At 33.0% G+C, this 22,285-nt stretch carries 13 protein-coding genes and 1 tRNA gene; 6 read left to right on the top strand and 8 right to left on the bottom strand.

Going from position 1 to position 22,285, the window contains the following annotated elements; all coding sequences use genetic code 11:
• Positions 1-152: 152 nt before the first annotated feature.
• Both ACUUYC_RS10045 and ACUUYC_RS10050 read right to left on the bottom strand, forming a co-directional pair.
• Positions 153-1,559 carry an HTTM domain-containing protein gene (locus ACUUYC_RS10045; protein WP_474265635.1) on the bottom strand — a complete coding sequence of 469 codons (1,407 nt, stop codon included), beginning with the start codon at positions 1,557-1,559 and terminating at the stop codon, positions 153-155.
• A complete protein-coding gene (locus ACUUYC_RS10050; protein WP_474265637.1) occupies positions 1,549-2,481 on the bottom strand; it encodes a bifunctional riboflavin kinase/FAD synthetase in 933 nt (310 codons plus the stop codon). Before ACUUYC_RS10050 ends, ACUUYC_RS10045 begins: the two co-directional genes overlap by 11 nt.
• A gap of 221 nt (positions 2,482-2,702) precedes the next feature.
• Between ACUUYC_RS10050 and ACUUYC_RS10055 the strand changes: the two genes are divergently transcribed.
• Entirely contained in the window at positions 2,703-6,065 is a 3,363-nt protein-coding gene (locus ACUUYC_RS10055) for a zinc-dependent metalloprotease (RefSeq protein WP_474265638.1), read from the top strand.
• 68 nt (positions 6,066-6,133) lie between these two features.
• Here ACUUYC_RS10055 and pth read toward each other — a convergent pair whose 3' ends face one another.
• The 3 genes from pth to ACUUYC_RS10070 form a co-directional block, all read right to left on the bottom strand.
• The gene (gene pth, locus ACUUYC_RS10060) at positions 6,134-6,778 is read right to left on the bottom strand and encodes an aminoacyl-tRNA hydrolase (protein ID WP_474265640.1); all 645 of its coding nucleotides are present in this window, start codon (positions 6,776-6,778) and stop codon (positions 6,134-6,136) included.
• A 77-nt stretch (positions 6,779-6,855) separates the two neighbouring features.
• On the bottom strand, positions 6,856-7,455 hold the full coding sequence (locus tag ACUUYC_RS10065) for a 50S ribosomal protein L25/general stress protein Ctc (RefSeq protein ID WP_474265642.1): 600 nt from the start codon (positions 7,453-7,455) through the stop codon (positions 6,856-6,858).
• A gap of 25 nt (positions 7,456-7,480) precedes the next feature.
• Positions 7,481-8,422, bottom strand: a complete 942-nt coding sequence (locus ACUUYC_RS10070) for a ribose-phosphate pyrophosphokinase (RefSeq protein ID WP_474265644.1) — start codon at positions 8,420-8,422, stop codon at positions 7,481-7,483.
• 145 nt (positions 8,423-8,567) lie between these two features.
• Here ACUUYC_RS10070 and ACUUYC_RS10075 point away from each other — a divergent pair.
• A tRNA-Leu gene (locus tag ACUUYC_RS10075) sits at positions 8,568-8,649 on the top strand.
• A gap of 730 nt (positions 8,650-9,379) precedes the next feature.
• On the opposite strand, the gene ACUUYC_RS10080 is transcribed toward ACUUYC_RS10075, so the two are convergent.
• Together ACUUYC_RS10080 and ACUUYC_RS10085 are read right to left on the bottom strand one after the other, a co-directional pair.
• Positions 9,380-9,502, bottom strand: a complete 123-nt coding sequence (locus tag ACUUYC_RS10080) for a hypothetical protein (protein WP_474265647.1) — start codon at positions 9,500-9,502, stop codon at positions 9,380-9,382.
• A gap of 25 nt (positions 9,503-9,527) precedes the next feature.
• Entirely contained in the window at positions 9,528-10,478 is a 951-nt protein-coding gene (locus ACUUYC_RS10085; protein ID WP_474266374.1) for a BspA family leucine-rich repeat surface protein, read from the bottom strand.
• A 508-nt stretch (positions 10,479-10,986) separates the two neighbouring features.
• On the opposite strand from ACUUYC_RS10085, the gene ACUUYC_RS10090 reads away from it, so the two are divergent.
• Entirely contained in the window at positions 10,987-12,120 is a 1,134-nt protein-coding gene (locus ACUUYC_RS10090; RefSeq protein ID WP_474265649.1) for a zinc metalloprotease, read from the top strand.
• A gap of 259 nt (positions 12,121-12,379) precedes the next feature.
• On the opposite strand, the gene ACUUYC_RS10095 is transcribed toward ACUUYC_RS10090, so the two are convergent.
• Positions 12,380-12,685, bottom strand: a complete 306-nt coding sequence (locus tag ACUUYC_RS10095; RefSeq protein WP_474265651.1) for a hypothetical protein — start codon at positions 12,683-12,685, stop codon at positions 12,380-12,382.
• Between the two features lie 1,176 nt (positions 12,686-13,861).
• Between ACUUYC_RS10095 and ACUUYC_RS10100 the strand changes: the two genes are divergently transcribed.
• The 3 genes from ACUUYC_RS10100 to ACUUYC_RS10110 are packed head-to-tail and all read left to right on the top strand — an operon-like array spanning position 13,862 to position 22,224.
• Entirely contained in the window at positions 13,862-14,986 is a 1,125-nt protein-coding gene (locus ACUUYC_RS10100; RefSeq protein ID WP_474265653.1) for a T9SS type A sorting domain-containing protein, read from the top strand.
• A gap of 18 nt (positions 14,987-15,004) precedes the next feature.
• Complete coding sequence (locus ACUUYC_RS10105; protein WP_474265655.1) at positions 15,005-21,697, top strand: polymorphic toxin type 23 domain-containing protein; 6,693 nt, start codon at positions 15,005-15,007, stop codon at positions 21,695-21,697.
• Entirely contained in the window at positions 21,691-22,224 is a 534-nt protein-coding gene (locus tag ACUUYC_RS10110) for a hypothetical protein (protein ID WP_474265657.1), read from the top strand. Before ACUUYC_RS10105 ends, ACUUYC_RS10110 begins: the two co-directional genes overlap by 7 nt.
• Positions 22,225-22,285: the final 61 nt, after the last annotated feature.

Genomic DNA, 22,285 nt, shown 5'->3' on the forward strand with positions numbered 1-22,285 from the left:
CATTCCTGCAAAGGCAGGAATCCATCTCGCAAAAGAGCTTCAACAATTGCCTCTATCCTTAACGCACTAATTATTGAAGGCACAAAAATAATCAAATTAACAGAATTGACGTATTATTTTTTAGCTTAGAATGAATGGAACTATTGGATTGGTTATTTTTTGCCTTTTTTAGCCGTTTTGTACTTACTTTTAAAAGGTAATAACCATGTATGATGTGAGAAGTGCGACCATTCTTCGGCAGTTAAATCTACCGTTGGATCAAATAGTTTTTGATACGGATGATTATTTACGCGTACGCGACCAATTGCATAAATACTGACCTCTTTGCCTTCTTCAGCATATTGCTTCTCAAGAATTTTTGCAAATTGCCATAACATATCTGGTTTTACGGCAATTCTTGTTGATTGTTTTGGTGTTGTATATGTTGCAGGATTCACATGTCTGATAACCCCCGTTTTTTTATCTACAATTTTGAGTTGCACGTACCCAGTTTTGGAACGTAACATCATACGCCAACTTAAACGATGTCCTTCTTCCGTCCATAATACATTATCTTGAAACGTCCAATGACGCAATGGCAATAGAATTTGCAATATAAAATAGATTGCAAATATTGGAATTATAATGTTTTTGTATGAAGACACAATCACTTCGTCTCCTTTGTACACTTCTTTCTTTTTAAGGAATATATTTCGAATGGTTTCTGGTTCAAAAAAGAAAATACAAAGTGCCAATGACATATATGGAAAAATTCCTATGTGTAATACAAACGAATTGAATAAGTGAAATATAATAGAGCAACAAAAGATAAATACACGTGTGCGTTTCCATAATAGTAATGGAACTACTAATAAGTCAAAGCCAATACCAACATATGTGAGTATATAATGAACCCAGTTTTGTTGTAAAAATTCACCAACAATCGGCAACGTTTTTTTACTCGCCATTAGGTTTTTTGTCACTTCACCATGAATCCAATCTGGATACATTTTGGCAACAGAAGCATACGTATACACAATGAATAATTGTAAGATGAAAATCCAAACGCACCAATTGGGCATGGAAATCTTTTTAAGTGCAGGATTTCGTTTTACGTCTAATGAAAAGTAACGATGTGCAGGAACAATCCACATAAAAATGCACAATAATATTAATAGATAATAATGATTGTTATACGATGTTTTTTGCATGAAGTAAGCACATGTCCATAGCACTGTAAAGGTTCCCATGCTCCAGCGATATTTATATCCAAGCATTACGAGAAAACCACAAATTCCCATGATTACAAAGTAGACATAGAAACCAGAAGAATAGTCAGCCATGTTTAGTCCAAATACTTGAAAATCTAGTAAAGGCTGTTTTAATACTTTATGCATTGGCGATAGTACGCCTTCAAAACCTATGAATGGAAATGTAAAATCAGGTTCAATAAAGGTGCGTTTTACCCAACCTGTGAAAATAGCGCCAAACCCTTCTAAACCAATAAGCAAACCAAAAAACACCCGAAATACAACGAGGCTAGTATTGTCTACTTGTTTGTAAAGAAATTTATTGAGCATTATATTTTTCAATTAAAGCTAAGGATTGTGTTTTGTCTTTTAGCAATTGTTCTTGGAGTTTTTCAATAGAATCAAATTTTTGTTCATCGCGCAAGCGACCTAACAATACTACTTGAATTTTTTTATCATAAATATCATTGCTGAAATCAAAAAAGTGAACTTCAATTGTTTGTTCTTTTCCTTCAACAGTTGGATTCGTTCCTATATTCATCATGCCAAAAACAGTACAATCATCAATGATGCTTTTTACAACATATACACCTTGCTTTGGAATTAATTTATAAGTTTCTTTAATATGAATATTAGCTGTTGGATAGTTGATCGTTTTCCCCAATCCTTTACCAGAAGTGACAATTCCGGTTAACATAAATTCATAGCCAAGATAGGAATTAGCAGTTTCTATATCACCTTCATTAAGTGCTTTTCTAATTTTGGTAGAACTAATCGTGACATCATCAATTTCTTTTGCTTTAATTTCTGCTACTTCAAAATCGAATGCAGCACCAAATTCACGTAAGTTATCAATATTTGCCGTTCTGTTTCGTCCAAAACGATGATCGTACCCAATAATTATTTTCTTTAAATTTAGTCGATTAATTAATAAATCGCGCACAAAATCTTTAGCAGTTAATCTTGAAAACTCTTTACTAAACGGATATATAATCAAATTATCTAATCCTGTTTCGTTTAGGAGTTGTATACGTTCTTCAATAGTATTGATAAGTTTAATGTCAGAATCTTGTTGCAACACCATTCGCGGATGCGGAAAAAAGGTAAGCAACATTGTAGAAAGTCCATCAGATTTCTCAATAAGATTTTCAATAATCTTTTTATGTCCTACATGAACACCATCAAACGTTCCAATGGTTATTGCGGAAGGGTTTTCAGCTCTGTATGCGTCAAAAAAATTTATGGTATTCACTATTTGTTGCTTTTTTACAAAACTATTTAATTCCGATCACAAAAAATAACGATTGCGACCCTAATCTTGTTATCTATTAAAAGAATCTTTTCATGGATAAAAATAAATAATTCATCGACCAAATACCTGTAATTATCGAAAAGATAGCGAAAAGTTATGTTAATATTTAAAAATATATAACTTTTGCTACTTTACAAATAACCCCTAATCTAATTTAACCTATGAAGCAAATTTTATGCTTTGGTTTTTTTATGTGCTTAATCTTCAGCACCAACGTTAGTTTCGCCCAAAATAACGATTGGATAAAAAAAGAAACCATAACGAATTCTGAAATTATATCAAAATTCGATTTATCTCCAGAAAAAGTTCACTTTTTTGAACTAAATGAGGCCGCTTTTAAACAACGTTTAGCAAATGCTCCATTACGAGGATATGCTTTTGATTCTAATGTAATTGTACAAGTACCAGGTATTGGTGGAAAGTTGGAAACTTTTAAAATGTATGAAGCACCTGTTTTTGCGCCTGAATTGGCTGCAAATTTTCCAAACATTACATCGTATGTTGGTTTTAGTGAAGAAAACTATGGTGCGCAAGTACGGATGAGTATATCTCATAAAGGTGTGCAAACGATGATTTCGTATACTGATCAACCAACAGTTTTTATGCAATCAGATACTAATGGTATGTATGCCGTTTATACTAGAGATGCAAGAACAAGTAGTGTTGATGAATTTCGTTGTACTACTATTGACGAAGTAAATGATAGGCTTGGAAATAGTTTAGATACTCAGGCAGAAGATGCGGATGATCAAACACTAAGAACATTTCGTATTGCAATTTCTGTAACAGGAGAATATACTGCATATCACGGAGGAACAGTTGCAGATGCAATGGCAGCAATTAATGCAACCATGGCTCGTGTAAATGCAATTTTTGAAGTAGATATGGCTGTTACTTTTGAAGTTATAGCAAATAATGATGATCTTATTTATACAAATGCAAATACAGATCCATATTCAAATGCAAATGTTGGTACTGATTCGGCTAATAGTAATAATACAAATGGTTGGGGAGTTCAAGTGCAAAATGTATTGACAACAACAGGAACTGTAGGGAATGCGGCGTATGACATTGGACACTTATTTGGTGCTTCTGGTGGTGGTGGAAATGCAGGTTGTATCGGTTGTGTGTGTGAAGATGATACTGCAAGTAATACAGATAAAAATAAAGGAAGCGCGTATACTTCTCCATCGGATGGAATTCCAGAAGGAGATACATTTGATGTAGATTATGTAGCACACGAAATTGGTCACCAAATGGGAGCAAATCATACATGGGCTTTTAATACAGAAGGCACAGGTGTAAATGCAGAGCCAGGAAGTGGATCTACAGTAATGGCGTATGCGGGAATTACTGGTGCAAACAATGTACAGCAAAATAGTGATCCATATTTTCATTATCATAGTATAAGGCAAGTGTTGGATAACTTAGTTACACAAACATGTTGGAATGCTAATAATTCACCAGCTTTAGCTAATAATCCGCCAAATGCAAATGCAGGAAGTGATCATGTTATTCCACAAGGAACAGCATATGTATTAAGAGGAAGTGCTACAGATCCTGATGGAGGTGATGCACTCACATATTGTTGGGAGCAAACAGATAGTGGGCAAGTTACAAATACAACATTTGGACCAACAGTAACGAATGGTTCTATGAATAGGTCGCAAGTTCCAACAAGTTCTCCAAATAGATATATTCCACAATTAAGTAGAGTTGTTTCTGGAAACTTAACACAAACAAACCCAACAATAAATACCGCTTGGGAAACAGTAGCAACTGTAAACAGAACAATGAGTTGGGCATTAACGGTTCGTGATAGAGAACCAACTGCAACAGGATTAGGCGGACAATCTAGTTTTGATTTAACGTCGATTCAAGTTACTACAGCTGCCGGACCTTTTACAGTAAGTTCACAAACATCTAACGTAAGTTGGGAAATGGGAACGAGCCAGACAGTAACATGGAATGTAGCTAATACAGATACTGCTCCTGTAAATACAACGAATGTAAATATCTTACTATCTACGGATGGCGGTATTACATTTCCAACAGTATTAGCTTCAAACGTACCGAATGATGGTTCGCAAACGATTACTGTTCCTATTACAAGTCCAACGAGTCAAGCTCGAATTATTGTAGAAGGTGAAGGAAATATATTCTATGCAATGAACTCAAGTAATTTTACGTTAGTAGAACCTGATTTTGCTTTGGTTTTTGCAGATAATGACGAAAGTGCTTGTCAACCAGCAAATGCAGTATATACATTTACATATAATGCTTTTAATGGATTTAGTGGAACAACAACTTTTTCTACATTAAACCTGCCAGTAGGCGCTATGGCAACATTCAATCCAACTTCTACTTCAACAGACGGAACAATGGTAACTTTAACGATTTCAGCGACAGGAAGTGTAACCGCAGGAAATTATACATTTTCAGCACGTGGAAGTTCAGGAGGAACAACAAGATCAGCTGATGTATTATTGAGTGTATTGCCAGGAAGTTTATCGCCTGTAGCGCTTATATCGCCATCAAATGGAGGAACGAATGTGCCAATTACAACTAGTTTAAGTTGGACTTCAAACGCATTTGTAGATAATTATTTAGTGGAAGTAGCAACAGATGCTGGATTTTCAAATATTATAGCTTCAAGTACAGTAACAGGTACAAGTTATGCGCCACCATCTTTAGGCTTATCAACTACTTATTATTGGAGAGTTTCCATTTCAAATGATTGTGTGTCTACGGTATATTCTGTTGTTAGCTCATTTACAACACAATCATGTTCAGTGTGTGCATCTGTTGCAAATACTAGTTTTGATACTAGTACAACATTAGTCATGTTTGCAGATATTAATAATGTCACAGCAAAACCATCAGGGTATACTGATTATTCAGCAACTTATATTGCAAATGTAACTAAAGAGCAATCGTATGCAATTACTGTAAATGCAAATACAGATGGAAATTATAGAACACAAACGAAGGTATGGATTGATTGGAATCAGAATTGTAGCTTTGATGATCCAGGAGAAGAATATGATTTAGGAGAAGCTGATAATGTTCCAGACGGAGCAACTGCCAACTCCGGAATGATGATTATGGTGCCAAGTACAGCATTATCAGGAAGCACAACAATGCGTGTTTCTACAAAATATACATCAAGAAATACAATTGTTTTTCCAACTTCATGTGAAAACGGTGCTGATGCAGAAGTAGAGGATTATCGTGTAGATGTTCAAAATACATTATCAATTACAGATAATACAATTGAAGATTTCGCTATTTTTCCAAATCCTTCAAGTGGAAAATTTACCGTAAACTTTACAACGATATCTTCAAAGAAAGTAACGATTAATGTATTTGATATTCGTGGACGTTCAATATTTGAGAAAAAATATGATAGTAGAGCAACAAACTTCAATCAAGAATTAAATATAAGTTCAGCTGCAGCTGGAATGTATATGGTTCGTGTAAATGATGGAGAAAGAGTTAGTGTAAAGAAAATAATTATTCAATAGAAAACCGACAACTTTATTGAGTGAATTGAAAAGGGAGAAGTATTTTGCTTCTCTCTTTTTTTATGTTTTTACTTTCCGTTAAAGCCATTCATTGTGTTTGAAACTCCTGCAGTTCCAAACGATTTTATAAGTTCCACACTTTTTTCAAGTCGTTCAGGTAGTTTGTCACTTTCTTCGGTTGTCCATTCACCTAAAACATAGTTTACTTGCCTTCCTTTTCCAAACTCGGCACTAATTCCAAATCTAAATCTTGGATATTTTGTAGTATTTAGTAATGCTTGTATGCTTTTTAGTCCATTATGTCCGCCATCACTTCCTTTAGTTTTAACACGAATGGTTCCAAACTCCAGATTTAAATCATCAGTAACAATCAACACATTTTCTACAGGAATCTTTTCTTTTGTCATCCAATAGCGTACTGCTTTTCCACTAAGGTTCATATAAGTGCTTGGCTTTAAAAGAATGAAAGTTCTTCCTTTAAATCTATACGAAGCTACATCGCCTAGTTTATCTGTTTCAAATTTAAAATCTTCTTTTTTGGCAAAAAAGTCTAGTATTTTGAATCCGATATTGTGTCGAGTGTTTTCGTATTCACTTCCAATATTTCCTAAACCTACAATGAGAAATTTTTTCATAGGATCTGTTTCTTCTATGTTGAATGATGATTTTGAATGTGTTGTGGTGCGAAATAGTTTTCTGAAAAACTGAAGCATATTCTGAAAATTTGTGTAAAAATAAAAAAAGCATTCCATTTCGGAATGCTTTTTATAGATCAGAAAATCAACTATTTTTAAGCGTCTCCTTCTTTTTCTTCTTTTGCAGCTTCTTGAGCAGCTTTCATTGCAGCACGAGAAATTCTTACTTGACAAACTACTGTGTTGTCAGAATGTAATAACTTGTAGTTATCATTTGCTAATGCAGTAACATATACTTTGTTTCCAATTTCTAATTCAGAAGCATCAGCTTCGATAAAATCAGGTAAATTTTTTGGTAACGCTTTTACTCTAAGTTTACGCTTGTTTAAACGTAAAACTCCACCAGAAATTACACCTGGAGGTGTTCCGTTAACTACAACAGGAATGTTCATAGTAACTTCTTTATCCTCGTATAAACGATAAAAATCGACGTGTAAAATTTTGTCACTTACAGGGTGAAATTGAATGTCCTGTAAAATAGCATTGTGTGTAGAACCGTCTTCTAATGCAATCACAACTGTGTGCGCATTTGGAGTATACACTAATTTAGAAAATGATAATTCTTCTGCTGAAAAGTGTAATGGATTGTCTCCTCCGTATAATACGCAAGGAACCTTTCCAGCATTACGTAAGGTTTTAGTTGACACTTTACCTACGCTTTCTCTTTGAGATCCGTTAATTGTAATTGATTTCATTCTTTGTTTTTATATTAATAATTAATTACATTAAAAATTTAGAGCTGATAGAAGTATTGTTATGTACTCTATGCATTACATCTGCGAATAAATGTGCACAGCTTACTACTTTTATCTTGCTTGATTCTTGGCGTAATGGAATAGAATCTGTGACGATTAATTCTTCTAGTGGAGAATTTTCTATTCGTTCATACGCTTGTCCTGATAAAATTGGATGTGTACATATTGCACGTACTGATAATGCTCCTCTTTCCATCATAACTTCCGCAGCTTTGGTTAATGTTCCGGCTGTATCAACCATATCATCTACTAAAACTACATTCTTTCCTGTTACATCTCCAATGAGTTCCATATGTGAAATTACATTGGCTTTTTTACGTTGTTTGTAACAAATAACAACATCGCTTTCTAAAAATTTAGAATAAGCATACGCTCTTTTTGATCCTCCCATATCTGGAGAAGCTACTGTAAGCTTATCTAAATTAAGCTTTCTTAAATATGGTAAAAACACGGTAGACGCAAATAAATGATCTACTGGTTTTTCAAAGAAACCTTGAATTTGATCAGCATGTAAATCCATAGTAATGATACGTGTTGCTCCGGCAACTTCTAGCATTTTTGCTATAAGTTTAGCGCCAATTGGAACTCTCGGTTTGTCTTTACGATCCTGTCTTGCCCAACCGAAGTAAGGAAGTACAGCTGTAATATGACGTGCAGAAGCTCTTTTAGCAGCATCAAGCATCAATAGCATTTGCATCAAATGATCTGAGTTTGGAAACGTAGATCCTATGATAAATACTCTTGCTCCACGAACCGACTCTTCAAAAGAAGGTTGAAATTCGCCATCACTATAGGTTGAGAACGTTACTTTTCCTAATTCTGTTCCATACTGTTTTGCAATTTTCTCAGCAAGCTCTTCACTCTGCGTACAGGCAAAAATCTTTGGTTCTGGTACAGCGTAGGCCATATTAATATTCTGTTTAGTAGTTAGTTAATTGTTGTGTTGTGTTTAACGAGGTGCAAATTTAGAAATTTATTGCAACTCTAAAAGCTTTTATTTCTTTTTTTAAGCGAGAATTAAAAATATTTTCTAAATTTGCACTCCTTAAAAAGCTCGAGTGGCGGAATTGGTAGACGCGCTGGATTCAAAATCCAGTTCTTTCGGGAGTGTGGGTTCGATTCCCACCTCGAGTACAAATTGGACAAAATTTTCCATTTTTGGAAAATTTTGTCATTTTTAAGAAAATTATTTCTTGTTTCTTTTTCATAATAACTACTGTTTGTTTGATTATTAAGTCGTTATATATAAATCACGACTTATTATTCTATTATTTCTGCTTTTAACTTTCTACTTTAGATTCATTATTAATTTTAAAATATATATTATGAAAAAAAGAAATCTTAAAGCTTTAAATCTTAATAAGAAGCCTATTTCTGATCTCCAAGATCAAAGAATCAAAGGAGGTAACACAGCAATTTGTACAGGTTTAGCAGGGTCATGTGCTGTGTGTGAAGTTACACTCACAAATTGCTTCACAAATTGTTGTAGTTTTACTAAAGGGCACAGATAACCATAAGCTATAAACTAAGCGAACTTCGGTTCGCTTTTCTTTTCTCCGTACTTTTCATTTTTACTACTGTTATTTTAAGTCAATATCAGGCTCTTGTTTCTTATTTGAGATTTCTGCTAATATTTTGTCTTTATTCTCGACAAGTTCATTATCAAGTTTTCTTAATAATGCTTGTGGTGTTTTACAATCTCGCAGATAAGTGCTTATTCCTGAAAGTGAAAGTGAATATCTATTTCCAAAAGACGAAGATTCAATTGTTAAGGAGATATAGTCAACATCATCGGAATATCCACTTTACTATAAAATGCTTAAATCAAGATTAAGTTGAATTATTATTTCTTTTATGTTAATGATTATGATGCTAGTAACAAAGCTTTCTTTTCTTTTGTAAATTCTCCAATTTGCTTCAAATCCTCATACAAAAAGTTCGATAGTATACTTGGCGCATCAGGATCTGTTCCTGAATATTGGAGCACATTATCATTATTTTGCATTTCCTGCTCACATACCTAAAGTAGTTCGTGCATTTGTTTCATAGGTTAATGTACTTTCATCTGTAAAATCTACAATCGTTGAGATGTTAGTAAGCAAAACAGGTGAAGCGCCCATAATGCCTAAATGATTACGATGCTTCACAACTATATAGTAAGTACCATCTGATTGGTAAAAGTTTAATGGTGAAGTACCGTCGGTACTTACAACATCTCCATCTCTTTGTAGTAATGCTGATTGCGAGTCTATAACTATTGTAGTATCGGTTTGATCTCTCAATTCTACTAAAACCCAATCTATAATGGCATTATTTCCTGTAGTATTAAACACTGAAGCATCACAGGTTGCATTATCTGCATAAGGACTTGTAGTTGGAATTAAAGCAGAAGTTCGTAAATCGTCTCGCATTAAATTCTCTTCTCCGATCATTGGATTTAAACTAGCTTCTTGTAAATATACCTTTGGAGCTATTGTAATACTGCAGTTTAGTCCACCATCTGTAATGGTCCAATTGTAGGTAGTGTCCAATTCATTCCACAGGGATTCAGATATACAATATATACTACTTCCTCCATGAAAAATAATATCTAAAGGGATATCATCAATACTATCGCCAGCTGTTCCACTACTATCTGTTGCCCAACCCATTATGGTTGCGTCGTAATTTGTAGTCGATAAGGATGCATTTACAAACATTCCATTCATACTAGTTACCTTAGAGATGTCCCAATTACTCAATGCTTGGTTAAAGTTTGTTGCTCCAGAAAACATACCTCTTATTGACTTTACTTCAGAAACAACCCAACCACCTATGTTTTGATTAAAATTGTTCGCGCCCCAAAACATTCCAAACATTTTGGTTACGTTACTAACATTCCAATTTTCTATATAATCTCCTGTAAACGACGCTGCATCTCTAAACATGTCATAGGCTTCATTGACATTCCAAAAAATGGTTATGTATTTATTTCATTGACCTGTTTTTTTAATACTATTAATTATTTTTCCTCCTACTCATACAAATCTAGGTACTTCACCTGTAAAGTAATTTGGAATGCCTTTATTGGTTTCTATATAGATGTATACTTGTGGTAAAGCGATTTTCCCTTTAACATAAAGTTTAATTTGATCTCGTACTTTTTCCTCATTTGTTTTTTGTCTTCGTCTTGCGCCTGCTTTTGTTGCTTCCTTGTTGCACGTAAATCTTTGTATTTTTGATATTGTTTAAGCCATTCCAATATATAGGCAAAATCACCTTCGTTTGCTTGGTTCCTATTTTTACTTAGCAGATATTTATAAGTGTAATGTTTTATGCCATTAGACTTGAATTAATGTGATTAGTTATTGGTATTATATTTTAACTGCAAGACTGTAATTACTGTTCAGAAATGAAGCTTTATTCTCATTTATGGGTAACATATTTGAGCTTTTGGTACAATACTATGTATTAACTTTTAATTTTAGTATTATGATTAAATTAAAAAAAACGATTTCAAATATCTTTTTATTCTTATTGATAAGTTATAGCTTTAGTAGTTGTTCTAATGATGCTATAGAAAATGATTCTAATAATAAGCTTGATTCTGAGGCTAATTCTAAATTACGACCTTCACCAAATACTAATACCATAGAAGTATTTGAAGTATTTTATGATGGATCACAAACCATAACTCATGAACTTATAATTGAAAATGAAATACCTCATGATGGAGATGGAGTAATTATTGAAGAGCCAATTATTAGAGGTACTACATTTATTGAAGGTGATAATGGGAATTACCAATCCCCTAATAATAACCCAATTTTTGATACAGGAGGAAGTTTTGTTAGTGGTCCTAATGTTTGCTTAACCGTTAATTTTATAGTTGTACAAGAAAATGATGGCTCTGGAGGAGCAACTGATGAAGATTTGGATCAAATAATTTCTGATTTAAATAGATATTTTGGTAACAGAATTCCAAGTGTTGTTACACCTATTGTCGAACCAAATAGGATACAATTTAAAAAATCATCTTCTATGTTTACCATTCCTTTTTCTACTTGGCATGATATTGATAGTATAGCAGAATATAATGCCTTATTAACATCTGCTACAGTATATGAAGCCGATATGTTAAATATTTATTTGGTAAATTCAATGCCAGGATTAAATATTGGTGGAGCAGTAGGGATTGGTCCGATGAATGATAATAGAGCTTTAATTGAAACTCAAAGTTTTTTACACATATTTAATGGACTAGTTTCTCATGAGATTGGTCATAATTTAGGATTATATCATACGTTCTCGACAGCAAACGGAGAAGAATGCTCAAATTACTCAAATGGTTTTACTACAGGAGACCTAATTTTTGATACTCCTGCCGATGATGTCTACTTTTTTAATAATGGTTTCACTTTTGATTGTGACCCTACGTTATTGCCACAAAATTATCTTGACCCATGTGGCTTACCATATAACCCACAATTAAATAATGTTATGACATGGAATATCAATTGTTTGGAAGGATTTACCTATTTGCAAATGGTTAAAATGAAGCAAACAATAGCAGAATTGAATTTACAAATAGAAAACTGTTCCTCTAGTAGTTCATCAACATTTTAGTTGTTTTATAAAAAGTATCAAGATTGTTTTAAGAAAAAGGGTTACATGTATTTGAGTAATATGTAACTCTTTAAACCAATGTGGATTAATTTAGGACAAAAATCAATATAATTACGAGACAAAACAGTTGTAAATGAATTGCTTATAAAAATAGATTACAATAGTACTAATGAGCAAAATACTAATCAACTATATGGAAAATGTATGATATACTGTTTTTTACTTTTGAAAAAACGTTTTGCACGACCTATTCGGTAGACTAAAAGCCAAACATGTATAGAAACGTTTCTTTTCTTGGAATACTTCCGTTTGGATTCCGTAAATATTCATCATCTATTTGAATATATGCATTGTACCAACTCCCGTAATACACATTTTGCCCTTTCCAAATCGGTACTGCCATTTTAATGAATTGTTGCAAGAGTAATTCTCTAAATTCTTCTCTTGACATAGCACCATTTTTCGCTTCGATTTCTAAACGTCTGTTCACATTGGAAGCTGAAAAGCTGTATGTATCAAAATGATGTTCAGTTAACGCATTTAGAAAAACGGTTCTGTATAACATTTGACTTCGTAAATACTCTGATAACTCATTTTTTGGGGAATTTTCGCCGCGACCTGGTTTATCCTCTTTGGTGTTCTTGTTTTTACTGCTATTTTCAGCAATAAAAAAAACTACTTCCGATTAAATCGGCAATCAAAAAGTTCTATTTTAGGTTCTTTAGGTGTCCTAAGAAGAAAACTGTTGTTTATATGTTTAATGGTTACTATTCTTAGTTTAGTTGTATTATTTAACAACCTGTGATTCGATAACCAAGGGTATAATGCTTTTGATTTAAACTTACATCTTTCTTTATTTGAATTATTAATTTATAAAATCAATTAAATATGAAAAAGAAGAATCTTAAATCTTTAAAGCTTAAAAAAAAGACTATTTCAAATGTCCTTGGTGGGAAAGCAGCACAAAATACCATACCGTATACTATAGGTTGTTCTGATTTATGTAATGGTCATTCTATAACTTGTCTTACACAAGGCTACACGAATTGCAATTCTTATGTTGGTTGTGTAACTGGGCTATCTTTTTGTGATTCAAATGTCTGATGGCTATGTTGATCAATAAAAATAGATGTCTGATTAGTAAAGTACGAACTTTAGTTTATACTTCTTTTTTTAAGAAGTACTTAAAAGATAAGAATGGGTTTTTATAAACTCATTTACACGTTTTATATCCTTTGTAAAAAGTTAGGTTTTAGGCTCTTTAGGTGTGTCTCAAATAAAAATCCTAACAGCAATGTTGGGATTTTTCTATTCACATTGTAGTCTTTTTGATTAACAGTGTTTTATAGTATAGCGCATGCTTTTATTTGAGTTTGTAATATCTTCCAAATTACTATCTTTTTTATTATCGTGATTTATGAATATCGATTAGCAATTCTTTTATTTTCTATTCTTATTGACAATATTTAACCATCATTAATTGTAAGTTACGGCTTTGGCTTGGTATAATATAGAGCTAGAAAAACTACACTTAGTTTATGGTTTAACCATAACGGTATGATTCGCTTAATTTTTACTTTGTAATTAATTACTGATTTAATTAGAGGTACGAGAATAAGTTAAAAAGCGAGTTTTTTCTCATGATTATATCTATAGTTGCAGTACAATTATAATTGTATTACATCTCTTTAATTATTTAAAAATAAGTACTTTTTATCACAAATACATAAATGTAAATTCTATGAATTCAAAACTACTTTCAGCTTTAATAATTCTTTCATGTTTTCTCTTGAATATGGAAAAATCTGAAGCTCAAAACATGTATTCTCTAACTGACTGGAATGTTGGAACAGGGAGTATTACTGACTTTGGTCAATATGGAGCAACCACTTCTAATATCCGAGAATTAGGTTCTAATCATGTTGGAGAAGAAAAAGTATTGTGGAAAGCAATACCTAATCCATCAAGTAATGCGGAAGGTGGTATATATGCCGCATATAAAAATATAGATAAAACTAAAACATATCGATTATCTATATGGATAAAGAAAACTAACTCAACTGATGGTAGAACTTATTTTGGTTGCTATAGTAAAGTTGGTAGTACTCACCATACATTAAATTTGGATGGTACAACAAATACGAATCCTTATTTCTGGAATGGAGATCTTCCAAAATTAGATCATTGGTATCTGCTTACTGGGTATGTGCATAAGTATAATTATTCAGGATCTATTTTGGGAAAAATATATGATGGAACAACAGGTGAAGTAGTTTTAAATCTGCAAAAAGAATTTAAATTTTCTTCAAGCGCTACAAATTTAATGCTACGATCATTCCTTTATAATGATCCTAACTTGCAGGATAGACAATATTTATATGATCCACATTTAGAGGTAATTGATGGAACTGAATCTTCAATAGAGCAATTGTTGATGATAAATCCAAATTCTAAATTGTTGTTTGTTTACGATAATTCAGGAAATCAAAAACAGCGATTTTATTGTGCTTTTGCTAGTTGTACAGTGCCAAATCCTCCAGCAGGAAGAGCCGCGTCTGATGAACTCATAGTTTCAAAGGAATCAGAAGAAATCGAAGAAACTAAACTTGTTTTAGAAAAAGAACTTACACTTTATCCAAATCCTACAAAAGGCTTGGTTTTGTTGAAATTTAATTCCAATTCAGATGTATCTCTATCACACGATATTAACGTATATAACAGTCTTGGAATATTGGTAAAAACCATACCAAGTAATTCTAAAAATGAATTAGAAATAGACCTAAGAAATCTATCTTCAGGAATGTATTTAGTTCATATACATTTAAGTAATAATACAAGTATAACTAAGCAAATCATCAAAAAATAAAACAAGTTAGACATGAATATGAAAAATTACTATATAAGTTTAGTATTACTTTTAATGGGACTTTCTTGTTTTGCACAGAAAACACCTGAAAATTTAATCAGAGGAACAGAAAGTTCAAAAAATATATCTTCAAAGCCAATTTATAGCGATGATAGGAAAGTAACAATACAAGATAGATCTAATACTGGTGTAAAGCCAGGTGTAACTTCAAGCAAAGCTTCTTCACAAGTAGGTACAACTCCAGCAGATTTTTCTGTATCCTTATCAGGAGGAGCAACCTATAATATTCCTATTGCAACACCACCTGGAATAAGAAATATTAGCCCAGATATAGGATTAAACTTCAATAGCCAAGCATCTAATGGTTTGGCAGGATGGGGATGGGGATTTTCTGGTTTATCTTCTATTAGCCGAGTTTCTGCTACAGAATTTCATGACGGTTTTGTTGATGGAGTTGATTTTGATGCTAGTGATCGTTTCGCTTTAGATGGACAAAGATTATTACTCGAATCAGGAACGTATGGAGCTGCTAATTCTACGTATAAAACAGAAAGGTTTTCTAATGTAAAAATTAAAGCTTACGGAACTTCACCATATGGAGCGTCTTATGGTCCATCATATTTTATTGCTTTTTATCCAGATGGATCAAGAATTTGGTATGGAAGCGGAAGTGTAAATCCTAGAAGTCGCTTAGAATGGTCTATAGGAAGAAAAATTGATCCACAAGGCAATGCAATTTTTTACAACTACATATCTGATGGAGAATTAAAATTAATAGATAGAATTACATTTGGTGGTAGCGCAAACCCTAAAGTTGAAATTAAATTTTACTATAAAAATAGAAAAAGACCCGAATTATCATTTGTAAAAGGAATTACTTTTAGAAGAAGTAAAATTTTAGATAGAATTGAAACCAAAGGTGATAATGTATTATATAGAAAATATGTATTAACCCATAATGAGACATCTTTGGGATATGAACGGCTAGCTTCCGTTAATGAATACAATAAAGCTAATCAAAGCTTAACACCTATAAACTTTAGCTACGATAACTCTTCTACAAATCCAAATCCAGATACATATGCAGGAACTTTGTATCCTGGGTATAACTATCAAACGGATAATATTTTGTCTGGTGAGTTTAATGGAGATGGAAAGCTAGATTTTATTTTATACAACAAGAATACTAGAAATGAGTTGCATCTTTTTGATAACATATATGAGTCTTCTTATAACAATACAGAAATAGGACGCTCATATAATGTCTCAAATTTTGATGATGTTATTGGGAATAGTATGCTAAATCATCAAGGGAAAAAGTTAGCTCAACAAGGAATTACGCTTATAAAAGAAAATATCAGCGGAAATACATCTTCGGTTCAGTTCAAAAGTTATTATCATGGAGCTGTAGGACTATATTATCACTACACTAAAACGTGGAATGCACCAACATATACATATGAAAGTTCGTGTAATAGCTCAACAAGAAAGAAAATCCCAAAAGAATATATATCAGGAGATTTTAATGGTGATGGTTTAACAGATGTATTAGCCATAGGAAAACCATATACAAATAGATATTGTTATGAATATGACTGTCCTGGTGGTGGTGGAGGAATTGACCCTCGAGATGATATATTACAACAACAAGAAGATGAAAGTGATAAGGACTTTGCAGTCAGAAAAGAGAAGGCTTCAAAAGAAAAACTAGCGCAGAATTCAGAACAGAATACACTACTTCGTCCAATTGAAATTATTGATCCAGGAGATGGAGGTGGTTCAGGGACTTGTTGCTCTTGTAGTACATATACAACTAATTATAGATCGGCATATTTTATTGATTTAGATAGAAATTTAACTTCAGGATTTTCTAATTGGGCAGGAAGTTTACAGCAAGAAATAAAGTCTGATGATAGAATTTTGGGAGCAGATTTTAATGGAGATGGAAAAACTGATTTATTTCATTTTACTGAAGGGAAAGCTTTTGTTTATGAATTAAATAGTAACAATCAGTTATCTCTAATTCATACAGAAACTGATAGCTATATCAAAATGAATCGCCCTATTCTTTTAGGAGATTATAATGGAGACGGAAAAACAGACTTTTTAGTACCTACAGCAAATAATAGTAAAAACTGGCGATTCTTTTTATCAAGAGGTAGTAACATCTTAAAATATACTAAATATTTAGAATTAATCACGTACGTAGAAAGTCAAGTAGTACAATATTATAACTATAACCAAGGACCAACAACGAATGCTATTGTAGAGGTTAAATTCATTGCTCAAGATGTAAATGGAGATGGAAAAACAGATTTAATAAAACATTGGGTTGCAAGTGCATACTCTACAAATCATAACTACTCTGAAGATATAGTGAATATCCACGTAAATAAACTTGGCGAAAATGATGCAACACCTTCTTTTCAACACACGTCAAACTATCTTCAAACAAATACAGGTATAACTAGATTTGGTCAGCCTATATTTTTAGACTCTCATTCTGATACCGATAATATAGAATATGCTTATGTTAGTGCTAATCATTTATCAGCGTATGAATTTGAAGGAGATCATAGAAAAGATGTAACGTTAGAACAAATAAATAACAATGGAACTTCTCATCTAATAGATTATACAGGTTTAACGAATCAAGGAAATGATTATCAACAAATTTATACTGGAAGTTATGATGAAGTTTACCCATACGTAAATGCGAATATTGTACCTTCTATAAAACTGGTTAGTAAAGTTCGGGAAACAGGTAGCGGATCAACACGAACCCAAGATTTCAGATACTCTGGAGCAGTTTCTCATGCAAAAGGATTAGGACTGTTAGGGTTTAAGCAAATTAGGAAATCAAATATCTATGGTAACGGAGTCCAAGCATTATGGAATGTTACAGACTTTGATATACAAAAAAGAGGTTCTCCTCTACGAGATTGGGTGTCTACAAGCTCTTCCGGAACACCATATAGCTACATAAGTAAGAATGATTATACATATCAAACACAGCTAACAGCCGATAAAGTCTTTATTAATGTTCAGTCTCAAGTTGTCTCTGAAAATACCTTAACTGGTATAACGAGTACCAAAGCATTTAGTTATGATTCGTATTATAATCCAACAACAATTACGACAACATTGCCTGGAGGTTCAGAAACCTCTGTGCAACAATACATAAATAATCCTGCTCCTTTCGATCAAACATATACTATTGGAAGATTGTCTGAAAAAACTACGACAAATGTTTTAGGTGCAGATTCATTTAGCGCAACTGAAAAATATTTTTACAGTAATAACTTAGCCGTACAAGTCAGAAGAAAAGGAAATAGCACGCCTTGGCTATATGAGTATTATCAATATGATACTTTTGGTAATGTGTTACAAAAGAAAGTTACCGGAAGTGGTATTTCAGATAGAATAGAAAACTTTGAGTTTGATACCACAGGTAGGTATATGACAAAATCGATTGATAATGAAGGACTCGAAACTTCCTATCAATACAATACTGCCACAGGAAACCCTACGAATGTGACCAACACATATGGCTTGCCAATAAATTATCAATATGATGATTGGGGTAGAGTAACTAGAGAAACGGATTATCTGGGGAAACATACCTACACTACCTATGCAAATAGTTCATTGTATGGTGCTGGAGGCATGTTAAAAACCATAAATCATCAAAAAGGCGAAGATGAAAAAATCTACTACAACGCATTAGGTTGGGTGATGAAAGAAGGAATTTTAAGTATCAATAGCAAATGGATATTTAAAAACTACGAGTATGATATCGCAGGAAAAAAGCTGAAAGAAAGCGAACCATATTTTAGTACATCTACTCCAACACAGTGGAATCAATATGCTTTTGATCAATATGGTAGACCAATTTCTCAACAATTATTTACAGGAAAAGTAATTACTACAACATACAGCGGTTTAACTGCAACAGTTGATGATGGTACTAAAACAGTAACGTCAACTAAAGATGCTTTTGGTAATATTATTAGTATTCAAGATGATGGTGGAACTGTAGACTATACATATTATGCTAATGGGAAAATGAAATCTACCGATTATGATGGTCATACTGTAAATGTTACTATTGATGGCTGGGGAAGAAAAGTAGCATTAACTGATCCTTCAGCAGGAACGTTTACATATCAGTATAACATTCTAGGAGAAATGTTGCAAGAAACAAGTCCAAAAGGAACTACAAGTTATCAATACAGTCCATTAGGTAAATTAATTCGCAAGGAAACCGTTGGAGATCAAACAAACATGGTCACTGACTATGAATATAATACTACTACAAAGCTTTTAAGACGAATACTAGCTACAGATAATGAGACAGGTGCGAATTATGATTATAATTATTACTATGATAGCAATAAACGAATAAACAAAATTACTGAAGATAATGGAACTTCTAATTTTGAAAAGCAATTAACATATGATAGTTATGGGCAAATTAATAAAGAAACATACATTACGAATGCTGCAGGAGTAAGTAATACTGTAAGTGTAAAAAATGTATATGATACTGCAACAGGTGTACTAAGAGAAATAAGAGATTTTAATACGAATCTACGCCTATGGCGAATAAATACTGAAAATGCTAGAGGAAAATCCTTAAGTATAAGTCTAGGAAATGGAATTTTTAAGACAAAACAATACGACCAGTATGGGTTTTTAACGAATATTTACGATCGTAAACAAGATTTATATATCATTGGTACGCCACCGCCACCGCCTACAGTAGCCCTAAAAATGGATTACAGTTTTGATTATCAACGAGGTATTTTAAATAGTCGAAAAAACTATGCATTCACGAATTGGAATGAAAACTTCTCTTATGATAATTTAGATAGATTAACTCAAATTAGCGGTGCTGTAAATCATCAACAAGAATATGATCAGCGAGGTAGAATAACTAACAATTCTTTTGTAGGTGTGTATGGCTATAACAATTCAAATGCTTACAGATTAGAAAATGTAGATTTAAACAATGAAGGTGATTTATACTATCAGCAAAATGAATTACAACAGGTAACATACAATGCATTTAAAAAGCCTGTAAAGATTTTTCAAGAAGACAAAGGAATCGTAAACTTTGAGTACGGACCTTTTATGAATAGAACACATGCTTATTACGGAGGTTTGCAAGAAGACAAAAACTTGCGTCGATATCACAAGCAATACTCAAGCATTATTCCTGTAGAAGTTGTTGAAGATACCAGTACAGGAACCGTAAAAGTATTTAATTACGTAGGAGGTGATGCATACAGTGCGCCTATAGTTCACATAAAACAACAAGGTAGTAGCCCAATAGATGAATATCATTACTTACACCGTGATTACTTAGGAAGTATTCTAGCAATTTCAAACGCTAGTACGGAAATTGTAGAAAAACGTCAGTTTGGAGCATGGGGTGAAACAAGTCAATTTGTAAACCAACAAGGTGATACATCTTTTAACCATGATTCTTTACTTGGTAGAGGTTACACTGGACATGAACATTTCTTTGAAGTAGCGCTTATTCACATGAATGGTCGTATGTATGATGCAAAACTAGGTCGTTTCTTATCGCCCGATAATTTTATACAAGATCCATACAATACACAGAGTTTTAACCGTTATGGTTATGTATGGAACAATCCGCTATCATTTAGCGATCCAAGTGGTGAAATAATTTGGGCAGCAGTTTTAGTCGGTGTAATCGTTGGTGCTATTTCAGGAGCCGCTGCATACATTGGTCATGCAATACAAACAGGAAACTGGAGTTGGGGAGGCTTTGGAATGGCTATACTAGGAGGAGCTATTATAGGAGGAATAACCTACGGAATTGCTCCATCCATGGTCTGGAGTACAGGCTCCTTGCTCTCCATTGCAGCCACAGGTTTCGTTGGTGCTTTTTTACCATCGTTTAATATCCCCATAGGCGATTGGAACATAAGTATTAGCCCGTCCATAGCATTTGGTAATGCATCTGGAATTGGTGCTAGTTTAAGTGTTGGCTATAGTGATGGTAATTGGAGTTTTTCAGCAGGTATTGGTTATATGAATTATGGTAATTATAACGGCTTTGGAAATGGAGTTGAAATACGAAAATCTATTTTAGCAGCCTACGATGATGGAAAAACAGGATTCTCATATGGAGTAAATTGGTGGAGCGGAAAAGGAAGTATGAGTGAGTTTAAACAAAGAACAGGTGCTGTAGGTTTTAGAAGTGGAGATTTTAAATTACGATATGAAAATGATGGTTCAATTGGCCCTGCTGGTGATGGAGGTGATAGCTTTAGAACAGCTTCATTAAATTTATCTGTTGGAGATTATTCAATCGGTTTTCAGTTCTTTACAGGATATAGAGATTTAAAGGCAGAAGAAGCAACTTTACCTGGAGGATATAAAGGAGTTCCTGGTACCAATTATACAGATTCTTTTGGAAGAAATTTACCAAACGGAAAAACTATTGAAGGAACACCTCATAGACTTGGAGCGTTAACTTTTGGTTATCAAGGTTACAAAATTGGTGTGAATTCTGAAAAAGTGAGACATGCCATTCAAAATCATGCCATTCATAACTTGAGAGTTAAAGCTTTTGGCTTAACTTTATTCGACAAAAGACAAAGAGGATTTGAAAACCAATCTTGGGATTGGAAAGGATATGTGCAATACAGAACACCTAATGCATTTACATCATGGTAAAAAAGATTTTTATATTGACTTTTTTCGCAATCATTTTTAGTTGTACCTCAACTAAAAATGATTACGGAATGGTACGCTTTAAGCCTACTAAATTCAGTATAAAACCTACTAAAAATAAAGATTACATAAAACATATTGATACTACCGTATTTTATATGGCTGTATTTTCTGAAGAATTCATAAAAGAATATAATCTGGAAAACTTTAAAAGTGGATTTAAATTTTATGGAGACGGTAAAGTAGGGCATTTCAAGGGTGTTGACTTTAATGAAGCAGAGTCATTTAATCCCAAAAAAGCAACGATGGGATATTATAACTATAGTGATGAAGGTTTATTTATTGAATATTTATATGAAATTCCCGGAGGTATACATAAAGTAGCAAAAGATGAGCTTATATTAAGTGAATCAACTATGGATACTTTAGTTGTAAAGACCTATAAAAGCGCAACCAGTGCAGAGAAAATAACGAAGTATGTCAAAAGGGAAATCCCAAAGGAAGCACTAAATTATAAAACAGATTGGTAGGCTTAAAAATAATATAAAAATAGAAGAATAATATACAGGCTTTTACACCTGATATTGAGAT

The organism is Kordia sp. E (genome assembly GCF_056033805.1).

Bases quoted from the DNA above. Each gene is read 5' to 3' on its own strand.
- ACUUYC_RS10110 (WP_474265657.1), top strand. From the start codon at position 21,691: ATGGTAAAAAAGATTTTTATATTGACTTTTTTCGCAATCATTTTTAGT.
- ACUUYC_RS10065 (WP_474265642.1), bottom strand. From the start codon at position 7,455: ATGAAATCAATTACAATTAACGGATCTCAAAGAGAAAGCGTAGGTAAA.
- ACUUYC_RS10045 (WP_474265635.1), bottom strand. From the start codon at position 1,559: ATGCTCAATAAATTTCTTTACAAACAAGTAGACAATACTAGCCTCGTT.
- ACUUYC_RS10105 (WP_474265655.1), top strand. From the start codon at position 15,005: ATGAAAAATTACTATATAAGTTTAGTATTACTTTTAATGGGACTTTCT.
- ACUUYC_RS10090 (WP_474265649.1), top strand. From the start codon at position 10,987: ATGATTAAATTAAAAAAAACGATTTCAAATATCTTTTTATTCTTATTG.
- pth (WP_474265640.1), bottom strand. From the start codon at position 6,778: ATGCTTCAGTTTTTCAGAAAACTATTTCGCACCACAACACATTCAAAA.
- ACUUYC_RS10095 (WP_474265651.1), bottom strand. From the start codon at position 12,685: ATGTTATACAGAACCGTTTTTCTAAATGCGTTAACTGAACATCATTTT.
- ACUUYC_RS10055 (WP_474265638.1), top strand. From the start codon at position 2,703: ATGAAGCAAATTTTATGCTTTGGTTTTTTTATGTGCTTAATCTTCAGC.
- ACUUYC_RS10070 (WP_474265644.1), bottom strand. From the start codon at position 8,422: ATGGCCTACGCTGTACCAGAACCAAAGATTTTTGCCTGTACGCAGAGT.
- ACUUYC_RS10100 (WP_474265653.1), top strand. From the start codon at position 13,862: ATGAATTCAAAACTACTTTCAGCTTTAATAATTCTTTCATGTTTTCTC.